Raw genomic sequence first — 12,305 nt, 5'->3', positions numbered from 1 at the left:
TGTAAGGAGCGCTATGTCCGCACTTCCGCTCAGGCCGCCCCGACGACGCACCCTGTCCCAGCGCGACGCCCGCACCGGTATCGCCCTGATGTCGCCGACCCTGATCATCGTGCTCGCGGTGGTCGTCGTGCCGCTGCTGTGGTCGGTCCTGATTGCGTTCCAGCAGCTCAGATTGCTGGAGATCGGCACCGCCAACCCGTTCCGGTCGTTAACCCTGGCGAATTTCGAGCGGGTCTTCGCCTCCGGCGGGCTCTGGGTGAGCCTCGGCACCACACTCGTTTACACGGCAGGGTCGGTCCTGCTGTCCATCGGCATCGGGCTGCTGGCGGCGATGGCCGTGCGCCGGCCGTTCCGGGGACGGAACTTCGTGCGTGCGGCGTTCCTGCTGCCGTACGTGGCCCCGGTGGTGGCCGTGACTTTCGTGTGGCGCACCATGCTCAATCCGCAGTTCGGCATCGTCAACGAGGTGGGCCAGTCCACCTTCGGGTGGGCCGACCCCATCCCGTTCCTTTCCGAAGCGCAACGCACGGTGGAGTTCCTCGGAGCGCAGTTTCCGATCCCCACCGCGCTGCTGACCGCCATCGCCTTCGAGGGCTGGCGGTACTTTCCCTTCGCCTTCCTGTTCCTCATGGCCCGGCTTGAGGCACTGTCCGCGGAGTCGGAGGAGGCAGCGCTCGTGGACGGGGCAAGCCCCCTGCAGACCTTCCGCTACATCATCCTGCCCCAGCTGATGCCGGTCATCGCGCTGCTAGCGGTGCTGCGGACCATCTGGACGTTCAACGAGTTCGACGACATTTTCCTGCTGACCGGCGGAGCGGCCGGAACCGGGGTCGCCAGCGTCCGGGTGTACGAGTTCCTCACTGTCCAGCGCAACGTCGGTGCCGCTGCGGCACAGTCGCTGGTCCTCGCGGTCGTGCTGGTCCTGATGCTGGCCGTCTATCTGTTCATGATGCACAGGAGGGGAGAACGGCTGTGAGCGCACCCGCCACACCCGGAACGCAGACAAGTACGGCGCCCGCGCCGAGGCCGCCGGAGCCTCAGCGGATCCGCGGGTCCCGCCGGCACGGGATCGAACGGCGCAGCCTGCGCATCCTGCGGTGGGTGGCCATTATCGGCCTCCTCATCGTCACGCTGCTGCCGTTCTACTACATGGTGCTGCTCTCCCTTCGGCCGATCGAGGCACTGCTGCGCAACCCCAGCTCGCTCATCATTCCGCCGGCGGAGTTCACCCTGTCCTCCTACCAGCAGGTGCTAACGTCGACCGCAGCCGGCGGCCAGGGCTTCGGGCGGTTCATCGCCAACAGCGCCCTGGTTGCGGTCAGCGCCGTCATCATCTCCCTGATCGTCGCCGTCCCCGGGGCCTACGCAATCGCCCGCCTGCCGTTCTTCGGCCACCGCCAGGTGAACGCGCTCTTCCTCGCCGCGTACCTGTTCCCCGCCATCGTCATGGCGATCCCGCTCTTTGTACTCTTCACCCGGGTGGGACTGCGCGGCTCGCTGGTGGGCCTGATCCTTGTGTACATCGCGCAGACGGTGCCCGTGGCGATCTATATGCTGCGCAACTACCTCGACACCGTGCCCGTCGCCGTGGAGGAGGCAGGGCTCGTCGACGGGCTCACCCGGATCGGGGTGCTGCGGCGGATCAGCCTGCCCCTGGTCATGCCCTCGATCATGGCCACCGGGCTGTTCATCTTCATGATCGCCTGGAATGAATTCCTCTTCGCGCTGCTGTTCCTGGTCGAACGGCGTGAAAGCTGGACCGTCTCCCTGGGCCTTTCACAGCTCTCGGGCAGCGCCGAGATTCCCACGACGGTGCTGATGGCCGGCTCGGTCGTCCTGACCCTGCCGATCCTCATCCTGTTCTTCTCGACCGAGCGGCTGCTGACCGGCGGACTCACCGCCGGTGCCGAAAAGGGCTGATCCGCAGCGGAGGGGATGCCGAAGGGTGAGGAAGAGATGGGAACCACGATGACGGCGCTGGGGAGTCCACGAACGGGAATGCCGGGGCACGGCGCGGATCTGCCGGCATCGGGACACGGACCTGCGGGCGGGGCGGTTGGGATGCCGATCCATGGGTGAGGTGCTCCCGCTCGTGGTCGGCTTCGACGGGTCTCCGGCCGGCCGGGCCGCGGTGGAATGGGCCGCACGCCGCGCCGGGTCCCTGGGCCGTCCGGTGACGCTGGTCCATGCGGTCCATGAGTACTGGATGACACCTCAGTCCGGGAGCTACGGCGCGGTGATCGCTGCGGCGCGCGAACTCCTTGAAGACGGCGTGCGCCTGTGCGCGGCGGTCGCCCCCGGGCTCCTGGTGCGGACGCACACCCACAGCGGGGACGTGGTCCGCGCCCTCAGCCACTTTTCGGAGGCGGCGGAGATGGTGGTGCTCGGCTCCGACAAGAGCGACCCGGCCTCCGGCCAGTTGATCGGTGCGGTGAGCCAGCAGGTCGCCGTCATGAGTTTTTGCCCGGTGGCCGTCGTACCCGTCCCCGACGGGGCTGAACGGTCCGGCGTGGTGGTGGGCACCGACGGGTCCCCAGAAGCTGTGCAGGCGGTCGCCTCGGCTGCCCGGGAGGCCGCCCGGACCGGCCAGGACCTGCTGATCCTTACCTCCTGTGCAGTGCCGTCATCCGAGACCTGGGCGGAGCGGCCCGCTGGAGAAGCCTTCGAAGCCCTCGTGGAAGAGCATCGGAGGCTCCTCGACCGCGCCGCCGCCGCGGTCGAAGCGGCATTCCCGGGGGTGCGCGTGCGGGTCCATTTGGAGACGGGGGAACCGGCGGCGGAAGCGCTCCTGCGCGCCGCAGCCACCGCCCAACTGCTGGTGGTGGGAAGCCTTGGCCGGGGCGGGCTTCGGCGCATGATGCTCGGCTCGGTGAGCCACAGGGTCCTGCTGAACCTCAGCTGTCCGACGCTCGTCACCCGTCCGGCGGTGCCGGACCGTGCCTGACCTGCCGCGCTACTCGTCCCGCGCGGCTGCGCGCGAGGCGGCCTGGGGTGCCTCGGCGACGGTGAACCTGCGCCCGGTGACGCCCTCCGGAGTGACCCGCACGAACCGGTCCTTCCGCCCCGACTCCCAGGGATGGACGGGCAGGTCGATGGTGTCAAGCAGTTCCTTGGTTGTCGAGATGGTGGCCGCTATGCCCTTGATGACCACACTCCAGGCCTTCCTTCCGCCGTCGTCGAGCCCGTCGGCTTCAACCGCGATGGGTGCCTCGTCAATGGCCGCACGCGCCTTGGTTCCCTCGGAGGTCCGAAAGACCACCGTGCCGTGATCGACCTGGATGTTGACAGGGAAGATCTCGGGCCGGCCCTCGACGCACAGGGCCAGCCGTGCCACCGAGGCGGTGCGTAGGAGGCGCCAGCACTCGTCGGCTGAAAGAACTTCGGTCTGTTCGGCTGCGGGTTCCATACGGTCAGCCTAGGAGCCCGGCCGCGGGTTGGACAGGGCAAATTTCCCTCGTTCGACGGCGGGACCACGCCGCGGACCGCGAGGTCCGGACGGGCGGGCACCGACGCACAGGACCAAAGTCCCTTTGCATGAAGGGGCGGGCACTCGATGCTTGAAGGGTCCGATGCTTGACGCGGCGACCAGGGTGCAGGAGGAACCATGGAAGGGAAGGCAGGCGGGAAGGTCCGCTCTGGATGTCCTCGGGTGGGCCGGCCGGGGCCCGCCGCGGCGGTGGCGGCATGAACGGCTCCGCGCTCCCGGTCCTTGTGGGCTACGACGGATCCGATGAGGCCGACACGGCCGTCCGATGGGCCGCGCGGTACGCCCAGCGCAGCTCGCTGCCGTTGACAGTGGTGCACTGCTGGATCTGGCCGCTGTTCACCCACAACCTCGGCCCTGTCCGGGGCGTGGAAGGCAGCGGTCTGCGCCATGCCGCGGAGACCGCGCTTGAGGAAGGCCGGCAGATCGCGGTGGAGGCAGCCCCCGGTCTGGCGGTCGAAACCCGCCTCGTGACCGGATATCCCGCCGCCGTCATGACGACCCTATCCCGCAACGCCTCCATGGTGGTCTCCGGCAGCCGCGGGCTCGGCGGCTTCCTGGGCCAGCTGGTGGGCTCGGTCAGCCTGCACCTGGCCGCCGGAGCCCACTGCCCCGTGGCGGTGATCCGCCAGACCGCGGCGGAGGGCGCTTCCGTCGTTGCCGCCGTGGACGGTTCCGGTGAAAGCCTGGGGGCCCTGGTCCTGGCCTGCCGCATCGCCTCGCAGCAGGGTGCGGTGCTGGAGGTCGTGCACGTGGGGCAGGACCTTCCGGCCTCGCTGCTGCGCCGGCGTACCCAGCAGGTACCGCAGCAGGACGAGTCGATTCTGCGTCGGGCCGTTGATCTGGCTCACGCAACGGAGCCCGAACTGACCATCAAAGAGGTACCGCTGGCGAGCCGCTCGGTGCCCGGAAGCCTGCTCAAGCTGACCGGTGATGCCTTCTGCCTGGTCATGGGTGCCAAGGGCGTCGGTGGTCTCGGCACGCGCCTCGGTTCGACCGTCCACGCGGTGCTTCACCACTCGAACGGGAACGTCGTCATCTGGCGGAGCACCGCGGCTCCGGCCACGGATGCACCGGGCGATGAGGGCGAGGCACAGCAGTAGGAATTCCGCCTGCCGGAGTTCGACGGCCTTGAGCAGAGCCCCCGGTTGATTCCCCTGCCGTAGGCGGTGCTGATGCGGGGCTCAGGCCGGCTGCAGGCCCAGGCGGGTGGTGGCCCGGGCAATCTCGTCAAGCACGGCCGACGCCTGGCGGTCCGGGCCCCTTCGGTCCAACAGTCCGCCGGCCTCGTCAAACGCCGCATGGGCCTTGGCCAGGATAACCTGCTCGCGGAGTGGCACCATGCCCAGTTCGACGACGACCTGCCGCAGCTGCTCGACCGCACGGATGCCGCCGCCCGGGCCTCCGTACCCGACGAAGCCCACCGGCTTGCCGTTCCACTCGCGGTACAGGTGGTCCAGGGCGTTCTTCAGCACGGCGGGGTAACCGTGGTTGTACTCCGGAGTCACCAGGATGTACCCGTCGGCCTGGGCGATCTTTGTGCCCCACGCCCGCGCCGCGGGGTCCGGGGAGGGCCCGAAGGCGGGAGGTACCGGCGCGTTGAAGAACGGCAGCGGCCAGTCGGCGAGGTCAAGGAACTCCGTCGTGAAGTCGGTCCGGGTCCGGGCGCGGTCCATGAACCACCGGGCCACTTTCTCGCCCACCCTGCCCTCCCGGGTGGAACCGAGGATGATCTGCACGTGTGTCACTTGAGTCCTCCCTAGGGTCGATGCGACGTCGGATAGTCCTAGTTTCTCACCACTGTTGAAGTTGTCAACTATCTGCTGCAACAAGTACCGTGCCTTCATGCCAACGCGCCAGGAATCGACCTTCGAACTCGTCAAACTCGTGATCCGCCTGGGGGAGCGCATGCGGCAGCACTATGCCCGGCGGGCCGACGAGTTCGACCTCACCCCGACACAGGCCCAGGTGCTGCGCGAACTGACCGCCGGGCCCGCGCCCATGGGTGAACTCGCCGTCCGGCTCTCGTGCGATGCCTCCAACATGACGGGCGTCTCGGATCGGTTGGAAGCCCGTGGCCTGCTGGAACGGCTCCCGTCACCGGGGGACCGTCGGGTCAAGGTGCTGTCCCTTACCGACGACGGCCGGGCGCTCCACCGCAGCCTGTGGACCCGGCTCATGGACAATTCTCCGGTTGCCGAGGGGCTGGACGAAGCCGAGCAGGAGACGTTGAAGATGCTTCTGGAGAAGCTGGAACGCGCCGGCGGGTAGGCCGGCCATCTACCACCGGCCGGCGGACTATGCGGTTGCGATTATCGCCGTCGATGCTGTGTGCTTCGAGGGCGCGTCCCTCTCGCTGGTGGAGTCGATGGCGCCGGGCCGTTTCCCGGCAGGGCGGCTCGGAGGCTGAGCTTCAGGTGCGGCAGAGCGGGCCGGGGTGCCGGACCATGCGCAGATCGAGGACCTCTCCCTCGATCTTGCTGCCACCGTCGAGTTCGAAGCCGTGCTTTCGGTAGAACACCTGGGCCCGCGGGTTCCGTTCGGCGACCCACAGCGTCGTCACTTTGTCCGGTTCGATCACGGCGCGCAGCAGCTCCGCGCCTGTCCCGGAGCCGTGGTGTTCCGCGAGGAGGTACAGGACGTAGAGGTGCATAAGACCCGGATCGTCCTCCGAGGGCCCCGCCATCGCGAGGCCGATGAGCGGCCCGTCGTGCTCGGCGACGGCGATGCGGTGGGTTGTCCACCGCGGGTTGGTGAGCGCGTTCAGCCACTGGCGTTCCCGGGCTGCGGTGAAACCAGGATCATCGAGCACCGCATCGGGCACGAGGCCGCGGTAGGTCTCCTGCCACGACTCAACATGAACCTGCGCCATCGCCTGGACGTCCTCGACGCGCGCAGCACGGACCTCGATTCCCTTGGACATACGAGGAGCATAGGGGGAACTGCCGACCGGTCGGGGTACTCCGCGACCCGGCGCGGCGGCTTCGCGGGAAGCCCCGGCAGGACCGCAGGGATCCCGGGGGAGTGGAGGCGTGCACGGGCGCCGGCCTTCGGGTCGGCGCCCCGTATCAGCGGTCCCAGCTAGCCGGCCAGGAAGCGCAGCAGGACTTCGTTGATCTCCGCTCCTGCGGACTCACCCCCGCAGGGCGGCCACTTGTCCCACCCATCGGGCGTAGCGTGCCCAGGGATCGTCAACGCCCGCCGCGAGCGAGCGGATGTGTTCCTCGAGCACCGGCGCCGGCTCGAACCATTCGGAGCGGTTCAGCCGGCAGTGCGCGAACTGCTCGTGGCGCCGGTGTTCGACGAGTCGGTCTCCCTGTTCGAATGCCAGCACTTCGTCATGCCAGAGCCGTGCGAGCCGTTGGCGGGGGTTTGCGGTCGTGCCGATCTTGATCCGGTTCTGGAAGCGGATGTAGTAGACGACGTCGACCCGCGGGGGAGGCAGGTCCCCGTCGGGAACGTCCCCGACGCGCCATTCACAGGCCGCGCACACCCAGCCGGAGGGATACGTCACGCCGATCCGCGCCCCGCAGGCCAGACACGGCCCGGGCATAATGTCGGTGCGCCCCAGTTCGGTATCCGCCCACTCCAGAACGGCGGCCACATGCGCCGGGCAGAGCGGAAACGGGGAATCGGCTGCAGGCCGGCCGCAGGGGCGTCCGTCGCCGTTGGGCAGCACGCATTGGCGGTCGCCCCGCGCGGAGTCGTACATACGTTCGATTCTGCCGCCCTTAACCGCCCGGGCGCAAGGCGCGCGGGCTGCGCGCCGGGTTGACGGTCAGAGCCACGACTCGACGGCGGGGAATCCGGTGGCGAGTCCGGGTCCGGCATCGTGGTCTTCCCGATTGTCAGTGACAGGCGGGGAGTCCTGCGCCGGGTCCGCAGCGGCCCTGGTTATGTCACACTGGCGCATGGAACTCAAGCAGTACCCGCTCCGCGCGGTGAGTGAGCATGAGCTGAACAGGTTGGATCGAGGCGCCTGGCCGGCAACTCTCGCCCCGGTCCGCCAGTTGCTCGACGACGGGCTGAACCTTGCACCGGCCACCGTGTTGGTGGGGGAGAACGGCTCAGGCAAGTCCACGATCATTGAAGCGCTCGCCCTGGCGTACGGGCTCTCCGCCGAGGGAGGCTCAACCGGTGCCCGGCACAGCACGCGCGCATCTGAATCTGCGCTCGCCGAGCATCTACAGCTGATTCGCAATGCAGGTGCTGCTCGGCGCGGATACTTCCTGCGCGCCGAGACCATGCATGGTTTTTACAGCTACCTTGAGGCAAACCCAAGCATGTACCGGCCCGACTTAGCCTTTCACGAGATGTCCCACGGGGAATCCTTCCTGCAGCTTGTCGGGGACCGTTTCAAGGGGCCCGGACTATGGATTCTGGACGAACCGGAATCGGCGCTGTCGTTCTCGGGATGCCTGGCGTTGTTGGGCATGCTCAAGGACAAGGTCGCCACGGGCAGGTCTCAGGTGGTCCTGTCCACCCACTCACCGCTGCTCGCCGCGCTGCCGGGGGCGCAGATCTTGGAACTGGGGCCGTGGGGCTATCGCCGCCGGGAGTGGGACGAGCTGGACCTGGTGATCAACTGGCAGCAGTTCCTCACCGCTCCGCAGCGGTATCTGCGGCACCTCTGAAGGTGGTCGTCACGCCGTCGGCCCGAGACGGTGCCCGATGAGAACCGGTCACGGATCCGCTACGGGCGGATCAGAGCCTGGGTTAGGTGGTCCGGGCGGCTAGCCGAAGAGGTGGCTGGCGACCCGCCTTTGCTCGGTGGTCAGCCAGGCGCCTCCATTGAAGACGCCACCGTCCCACCCTCCGATTTCCGACACCTCGCCCGGCCATCCGACGTTGCGCAGGTCCTCAGGGTCGAAGCGGCCGCGGCAGTACAACCCGAGATCCCAGTCGCTGGAATCGGTGTGGGTTCCCTCCACATGCATCGGCGCGCACCTGGCCAGGAACTCGTTGACGTCCGGCCCGGTCAGAAGCGGGCCGAGAAACCGCCGTCGGCGAACAGAAGCTGCCCGGTAATCCAGCGCCCCTCCGGGGAAACGAGGAACGAGACGACGCCTGCGATGTCCGCGGGCGTGCCGAGCCGGCCCAGCGGGTGCCGAGGGGTCAGGGTATTGCGAAGGTCCTCGTTCATCCAGCCGGTGTCGATCGGGCCCGGGCTGACGACATTGGCGGAGATGCCGCGCGGGCCGAACTCGCGGGCCGCGGAGATGACGATGCGGTCCAGGGCTCCCTTGGAGGCGCCGTAGGGCAGGTTTCCGGTGGTGTGGTCGCTGGTGAACGCGATGATGGCCCCACCGGTGGGTGGTGCCTGCCGGGCGAAGGCAGCGATCAGCAGCAGGCTGGCGCGGGCATTGACGGCGGTGTGACGATCGAAGCTCTCCGCGGTGGTGTCGAGGATCCCGGTCTCCACATCGTGGGCGTGGCTCAGGATCAGCGCGCTGACCGGCCCGCGGTCCCGCGTGACGGCGGCGAAGAGTTCATCGGGGCCGGTCGGTCGGGACAGATCGCAGGGGTAGTCCGTGGAGTCCAGGTCGCTGGTGGCGACCTCCCACCCGTCGGATTCCAGCCGGGGCACGATCCCTGCGGCAATGCTGTTGCTGCGGGCGGCTCCGGTGACGAGGGCAAGAGGCATGCTTTCTACCGTAGTCCACCTCCAGGCCGGCCCCGGCGGAACCATGGCAGAACCCAGGTGACGCCGCCGACGCCGCCCTTGCGCCCGGCGATCCCCGTGTGCCTATAGTTGGTCCATGTTCCTGTGATCCTCGTTCTTCTCCTGCGTCCGCGGCCGCTGCCCGGCGGGAGGTCGATCGACGTCGAGGATCCCCATGAGCACTTCTTCTTTTTCCCGTCCCGCCCGCGCCGCTGCGCATCTCTGGGCTGAGGGCATCTCAATCTCTTTCGGTTCCCGACGCGTGCTCACCGACGTGTCCTTTACGGTTCCGGCGGGCCGGACCGGTGTCATCGGGGACAACGGATCGGGCAAGACCACCCTGCTGCGCATCCTCGCCGGCCTCCTGGCGCCCGATCGGGGAACGGTGTCGGTGACGCTTCCCGGTGTCGATCGGCCCCGCATTGGGCTGCTGCACCAGGAGCCTCCCTTCGGGCCGACAGCATCGGTCGCCGAAGCGCTGGAATCCGCCGTGGCTCCCGTTCGCACGGCCGCCGACGCGGTCACCGCCGCAGGGGTGGCTCTTGCACGGCGCCCAGATGATGAGGCAGCAGCCAGCGACTATGCGGCGGCTCTGGAGGCCGCGGAGCGGATCGGCGCCTGGGATCTCGATGCCCGCATCGCAGCCATGGTGGCCGGTCTTGGCCTCGCGGGCCTGCCGCCCGACCGGGACACTGGGCAGCTCTCCGGGGGACAGCGCTCGCGGCTGTCCCTGGCCTGGCTGCTGCTGAGCAGGCCCGACGTGCTCCTGCTGGACGAGCCGACAAACCACCTTGACGACGACGCCGCCGGCTACCTGCGCAATCTCGTGGTGTCGTGGCCGGGACCGGTACTGATCGCCAGCCACGACCGGGCGTTCCTTGACGATGTGGTGACGTCGCTCCTCGACCTTGATCCTGCGCCGCTGCCCCACGCCGTGGCCGGACCCCTGGTCGGCGACGGCGATGGAGCGGCCATCGGCGTGGTGCGGTTCACGGGCACGTACACCGAGTATCTTCACGCCCGCCTCGATGCCCGGGAACGGTGGGCCCGGCAGTACCGCGACGAACAGGCACAGCTCGCGCGGCTGCGAGCCGCGGCTCCGTCCAACTACGTCGTGGGCCACGAGGACTGGTCACCGCGGTCCGAGGCCCGCAGCTCGGCCAAGTTCTATTCCGACCGGAACGCCAAGACGGTTTCCCGGCGGGTCAACGACGCGCGGGCCCGCCTCGAGGTCCTTGAGGAGCGGCAGATCCGCAAGCCGCCCCGGGAACTTCGCTTCCAGGGACTCACCGCAGGCAGGTCCGGGCCCTGCCGACAGGGCACCGGGCCGGTCCTCACCGTTGCCGAGGCGGCCGTCGCCGGCCGCCTCGGCGCCACCTCGTTGACCCTCAGCGCGGGGGAGAAGGTGCTGATCACGGGACCCAACGGATCGGGCAAATCCACGCTGCTGCTCCTGCTCGCCGGAGCGCTTCTCCCTGATGCCGGAACAGTGACGGCGGCACCCACCCTCCGGGCCGGCCTCCTGGCCCAGGATGTCGACCTGCCGGACCCCCGCGGGCGCGGGTCCGGACGTACCACGCGGCGGGCCTACCAGGACCTCGTGGGGGAGGCGCGCGCCGAACAGGTTCCCCTCCGGAGCTTCGGCCTGATTGCACCGCGGGACGAAAACCGGCCCGTTGCCGCGCTCAGCGTCGGTCAGCAGCGCCGGCTCGCTCTGGCCGTGCTGCTTGCTGACCCGCCCGACCTGCTGCTGCTCGATGAGCCCACCAACCATCTCTCACTTTTCCTCGCCACCCAGCTGGAAGCGGCGATCCCGGACTATCCGGGCGCCGTCGTCGTCGCCTCCCACGACCGGTGGCTGCGCCGCACCTGGAAGGGGAACCGGCTCAGCCTCGCCGGGGTGCGGTGATGCTCATGGCCACAGCGCGATGGCGAGGACTCCGGCGGCGAGGAGGAGGAGCGCAAGGGCCGCGGGAATGGACCGCTTGAGGGTGCCCGTGGAGAAACGGTCGTAGACGGACTGAAGGCGGGCCCGGACCTGTCCGCCGTGTGCCATGCCGAGCGCCAGGAGGATCAGGCAGGGAATGCAGTACACGATCGAGTATCCCGCGAGCACCAGCAGGCCCGTGGCCAGCCCGGTGTCGGCGTCGATCAGGCGCTCTATGGCGATGAAGTAGGGAAAGGCGTTGGGAAGGTCAGCACCGGTCATCAGCACCCCGAGGGGGAAGGCAGTCCCTACGCCGAACCATGACGGCAGATTGACGCCCTTCCGCGGGCGGTCCTTGAACCGTCGAATGCCGGCTGTGAAGAGGGCGGCCGCGGCGATGAGGAACACAATCCGCCGCAGCCAGATGAGGCCGTCTCCCACCATTCCCGCAGCCGCATCGGCGCCGAGGAAGACCGCGGCTCCCAGCACGGCAACGGTGCTCACGGCGCCCAGGACGAAGGTGATGGCCGAGGCCAGCGGCCGCGTTCGCACTGTCAGAAGGATCAGGGTGATCGCCACGATCGTGACGGGATTGAAGGAGTCCGCGATCGCGAGCCCGGCGATGGCGGCGAGCAGCCCCCCGCTCACTTCCGGCCGGTCCTTGGCTTCAACCACTCGAGCACCGATTCCAGCGGCGGCAGCCGGTCGCCGGTCACCGAGTTCATGACCATGCCGTCTCCCAGGAGCCGGATGGCGGCCGCCGCCACGGGGTCGCCCACCTCCTCGGTGATCAGGCGTTCCCACCGCTGGGTCGCCTCCGCCGAGCGCCTGAGCAGGGCCTCGGTCGTCGAGCCGGAGTCGGTGAAGGACACCAGCAGGGCCCGGTACAGGTCGGCGTCCTCGCGCGACATGGACAGGCGCAGCCATGTCTCGGTGACGTTCCCGCGCTCGGCCGCAGCGGCCAGCGCCTCGTCCATCGCCTCGATGGCGTGCGCGGCGATGCCGTCGAGGAGCGCGGCCCTTGAGCGGAAGTGGTGCATGAGTCCGCCCTTGGAGACTCCCGATGCTGCGGCGACGGCGTCGAGGGACGGGACGGAACCGGCCTCGATGGCAAGCCTCCGTGCGGTCTGGAGGATGCGTTCCCGGTTGCTCATGCAGGAACTCTAGCACAGAACCGACCGACCAGTCGGTCTTTTTGGAGAACCCCCGGAACTGCGGATCCCTAAGCACCG

At 68.8% G+C, this 12,305-nt stretch carries 15 protein-coding genes; 7 read left to right on the top strand and 8 right to left on the bottom strand.

Annotated elements, in window-relative coordinates:
- Window positions 1-13 precede the first annotated feature (13 nt).
- The 3 genes from GVV86_RS03435 to GVV86_RS03425 all read left to right on the top strand — a co-directional run bounded on the left by GVV86_RS03435 (window position 14) and on the right by GVV86_RS03425 (window position 2,944).
- Entirely contained in the window at window positions 14-976 is a 963-nt protein-coding gene (locus GVV86_RS03435) for a carbohydrate ABC transporter permease (protein WP_159801433.1), read from the top strand.
- A complete protein-coding gene (locus tag GVV86_RS03430; RefSeq protein ID WP_201291341.1) occupies window positions 973-1,920 on the top strand; it encodes a carbohydrate ABC transporter permease in 948 nt (315 codons plus the stop codon). Before GVV86_RS03435 ends, GVV86_RS03430 begins: the two co-directional genes overlap by 4 nt.
- 151 nt (window positions 1,921-2,071) lie before the next feature.
- On the top strand, window positions 2,072-2,944 hold the full coding sequence (locus GVV86_RS03425) for a universal stress protein (protein WP_159801432.1): 873 nt from the start codon (window positions 2,072-2,074) through the stop codon (window positions 2,942-2,944).
- 9 nt (window positions 2,945-2,953) lie between these two features.
- Here GVV86_RS03425 and GVV86_RS03420 read toward each other — a convergent pair whose 3' ends face one another.
- On the bottom strand, window positions 2,954-3,406 hold the full coding sequence (locus GVV86_RS03420) for a pyridoxamine 5'-phosphate oxidase family protein (RefSeq protein ID WP_159801431.1): 453 nt from the start codon (window positions 3,404-3,406) through the stop codon (window positions 2,954-2,956).
- A 278-nt stretch (window positions 3,407-3,684) separates the two neighbouring features.
- On the opposite strand from GVV86_RS03420, the gene GVV86_RS03415 reads away from it, so the two are divergent.
- On the top strand, window positions 3,685-4,587 hold the full coding sequence (locus tag GVV86_RS03415) for a universal stress protein (protein WP_159801430.1): 903 nt from the start codon (window positions 3,685-3,687) through the stop codon (window positions 4,585-4,587).
- Window positions 4,588-4,668: 81 nt separating this feature from the next.
- On the opposite strand, the gene GVV86_RS03410 is transcribed toward GVV86_RS03415, so the two are convergent.
- Window positions 4,669-5,232, bottom strand: coding sequence for an NADPH-dependent FMN reductase (locus GVV86_RS03410; protein WP_201291340.1), 564 nt, complete (start codon window positions 5,230-5,232; stop codon window positions 4,669-4,671).
- 97 nt (window positions 5,233-5,329) lie between these two features.
- On the opposite strand from GVV86_RS03410, the gene GVV86_RS03405 reads away from it, so the two are divergent.
- On the top strand, window positions 5,330-5,755 hold the full coding sequence (locus tag GVV86_RS03405; protein WP_159801428.1) for a MarR family winged helix-turn-helix transcriptional regulator: 426 nt from the start codon (window positions 5,330-5,332) through the stop codon (window positions 5,753-5,755).
- A 142-nt stretch (window positions 5,756-5,897) separates the two neighbouring features.
- Here GVV86_RS03405 and GVV86_RS03400 read toward each other — a convergent pair whose 3' ends face one another.
- Both GVV86_RS03400 and GVV86_RS03395 read right to left on the bottom strand, forming a co-directional pair.
- On the bottom strand, window positions 5,898-6,407 hold the full coding sequence (locus GVV86_RS03400; protein WP_246669861.1) for a GNAT family N-acetyltransferase: 510 nt from the start codon (window positions 6,405-6,407) through the stop codon (window positions 5,898-5,900).
- 210 nt (window positions 6,408-6,617) lie between these two features.
- A complete protein-coding gene (locus tag GVV86_RS03395) occupies window positions 6,618-7,196 on the bottom strand; it encodes a GIY-YIG nuclease family protein (protein ID WP_246669860.1) in 579 nt (192 codons plus the stop codon).
- Between the two features lie 199 nt (window positions 7,197-7,395).
- Between GVV86_RS03395 and GVV86_RS03390 the strand changes: the two genes are divergently transcribed.
- The gene (locus GVV86_RS03390) at window positions 7,396-8,118 is read left to right on the top strand and encodes an AAA family ATPase (RefSeq protein ID WP_159801427.1); all 723 of its coding nucleotides are present in this window, start codon (window positions 7,396-7,398) and stop codon (window positions 8,116-8,118) included.
- A 99-nt stretch (window positions 8,119-8,217) separates the two neighbouring features.
- Here GVV86_RS03390 and GVV86_RS03385 read toward each other — a convergent pair whose 3' ends face one another.
- Window positions 8,218-8,421, bottom strand: coding sequence for a hypothetical protein (locus tag GVV86_RS03385; RefSeq protein ID WP_201291339.1), 204 nt, complete (start codon window positions 8,419-8,421; stop codon window positions 8,218-8,220).
- A gap of 41 nt (window positions 8,422-8,462) precedes the next feature.
- Complete coding sequence (locus GVV86_RS03380) at window positions 8,463-9,128, bottom strand: SDR family oxidoreductase (protein WP_159616641.1); 666 nt, start codon at window positions 9,126-9,128, stop codon at window positions 8,463-8,465.
- Between the two features lie 193 nt (window positions 9,129-9,321).
- On the opposite strand from GVV86_RS03380, the gene GVV86_RS03375 reads away from it, so the two are divergent.
- On the top strand, window positions 9,322-11,055 hold the full coding sequence (locus GVV86_RS03375; protein WP_159801425.1) for an ABC-F family ATP-binding cassette domain-containing protein: 1,734 nt from the start codon (window positions 9,322-9,324) through the stop codon (window positions 11,053-11,055).
- A gap of 3 nt (window positions 11,056-11,058) precedes the next feature.
- Here the strand turns inward: GVV86_RS03375 and GVV86_RS03370 are convergent, their stop codons facing one another.
- Entirely contained in the window at window positions 11,059-11,721 is a 663-nt protein-coding gene (locus GVV86_RS03370) for a GAP family protein (RefSeq protein WP_159801423.1), read from the bottom strand.
- On the bottom strand, window positions 11,718-12,227 hold the full coding sequence (locus GVV86_RS03365) for a TetR/AcrR family transcriptional regulator (protein WP_159616635.1): 510 nt from the start codon (window positions 12,225-12,227) through the stop codon (window positions 11,718-11,720). Before GVV86_RS03365 ends, GVV86_RS03370 begins: the two co-directional genes overlap by 4 nt.
- Window positions 12,228-12,305 lie beyond the last annotated feature (78 nt).

Source organism: Arthrobacter zhaoguopingii (genome assembly GCF_009828595.1).
In the GTDB taxonomy this organism is placed as follows: Bacteria; Actinomycetota; Actinomycetes; order Actinomycetales; family Micrococcaceae; genus Arthrobacter_D; species Arthrobacter_D zhaoguopingii.
This window is presented reverse-complemented; position numbering and strand designations above follow the sequence as displayed.

Bases quoted from the DNA above. Each gene is read 5' to 3' on its own strand.
- GVV86_RS03435 (WP_159801433.1), top strand. From the start codon at position 14: ATGTCCGCACTTCCGCTCAGGCCGCCCCGACGACGCACCCTGTCCCAG.
- GVV86_RS03425 (WP_159801432.1), top strand. From the start codon at position 2,072: ATGGGTGAGGTGCTCCCGCTCGTGGTCGGCTTCGACGGGTCTCCGGCC.
- GVV86_RS03420 (WP_159801431.1), bottom strand. From the start codon at position 3,406: ATGGAACCCGCAGCCGAACAGACCGAAGTTCTTTCAGCCGACGAGTGC.
- GVV86_RS03415 (WP_159801430.1), top strand. From the start codon at position 3,685: ATGAACGGCTCCGCGCTCCCGGTCCTTGTGGGCTACGACGGATCCGAT.
- GVV86_RS03405 (WP_159801428.1), top strand. From the start codon at position 5,330: ATGCCAACGCGCCAGGAATCGACCTTCGAACTCGTCAAACTCGTGATC.
- GVV86_RS03400 (WP_246669861.1), bottom strand. From the start codon at position 6,407: ATGTCCAAGGGAATCGAGGTCCGTGCTGCGCGCGTCGAGGACGTCCAG.
- GVV86_RS03395 (WP_246669860.1), bottom strand. From the start codon at position 7,196: ATGTACGACTCCGCGCGGGGCGACCGCCAATGCGTGCTGCCCAACGGC.
- GVV86_RS03390 (WP_159801427.1), top strand. From the start codon at position 7,396: ATGGAACTCAAGCAGTACCCGCTCCGCGCGGTGAGTGAGCATGAGCTG.
- GVV86_RS03385 (WP_201291339.1), bottom strand. From the start codon at position 8,421: ATGCATGTGGAGGGAACCCACACCGATTCCAGCGACTGGGATCTCGGG.
- GVV86_RS03380 (WP_159616641.1), bottom strand. From the start codon at position 9,128: ATGCCTCTTGCCCTCGTCACCGGAGCCGCCCGCAGCAACAGCATTGCC.
- GVV86_RS03375 (WP_159801425.1), top strand. From the start codon at position 9,322: ATGAGCACTTCTTCTTTTTCCCGTCCCGCCCGCGCCGCTGCGCATCTC.
- GVV86_RS03365 (WP_159616635.1), bottom strand. From the start codon at position 12,227: ATGAGCAACCGGGAACGCATCCTCCAGACCGCACGGAGGCTTGCCATC.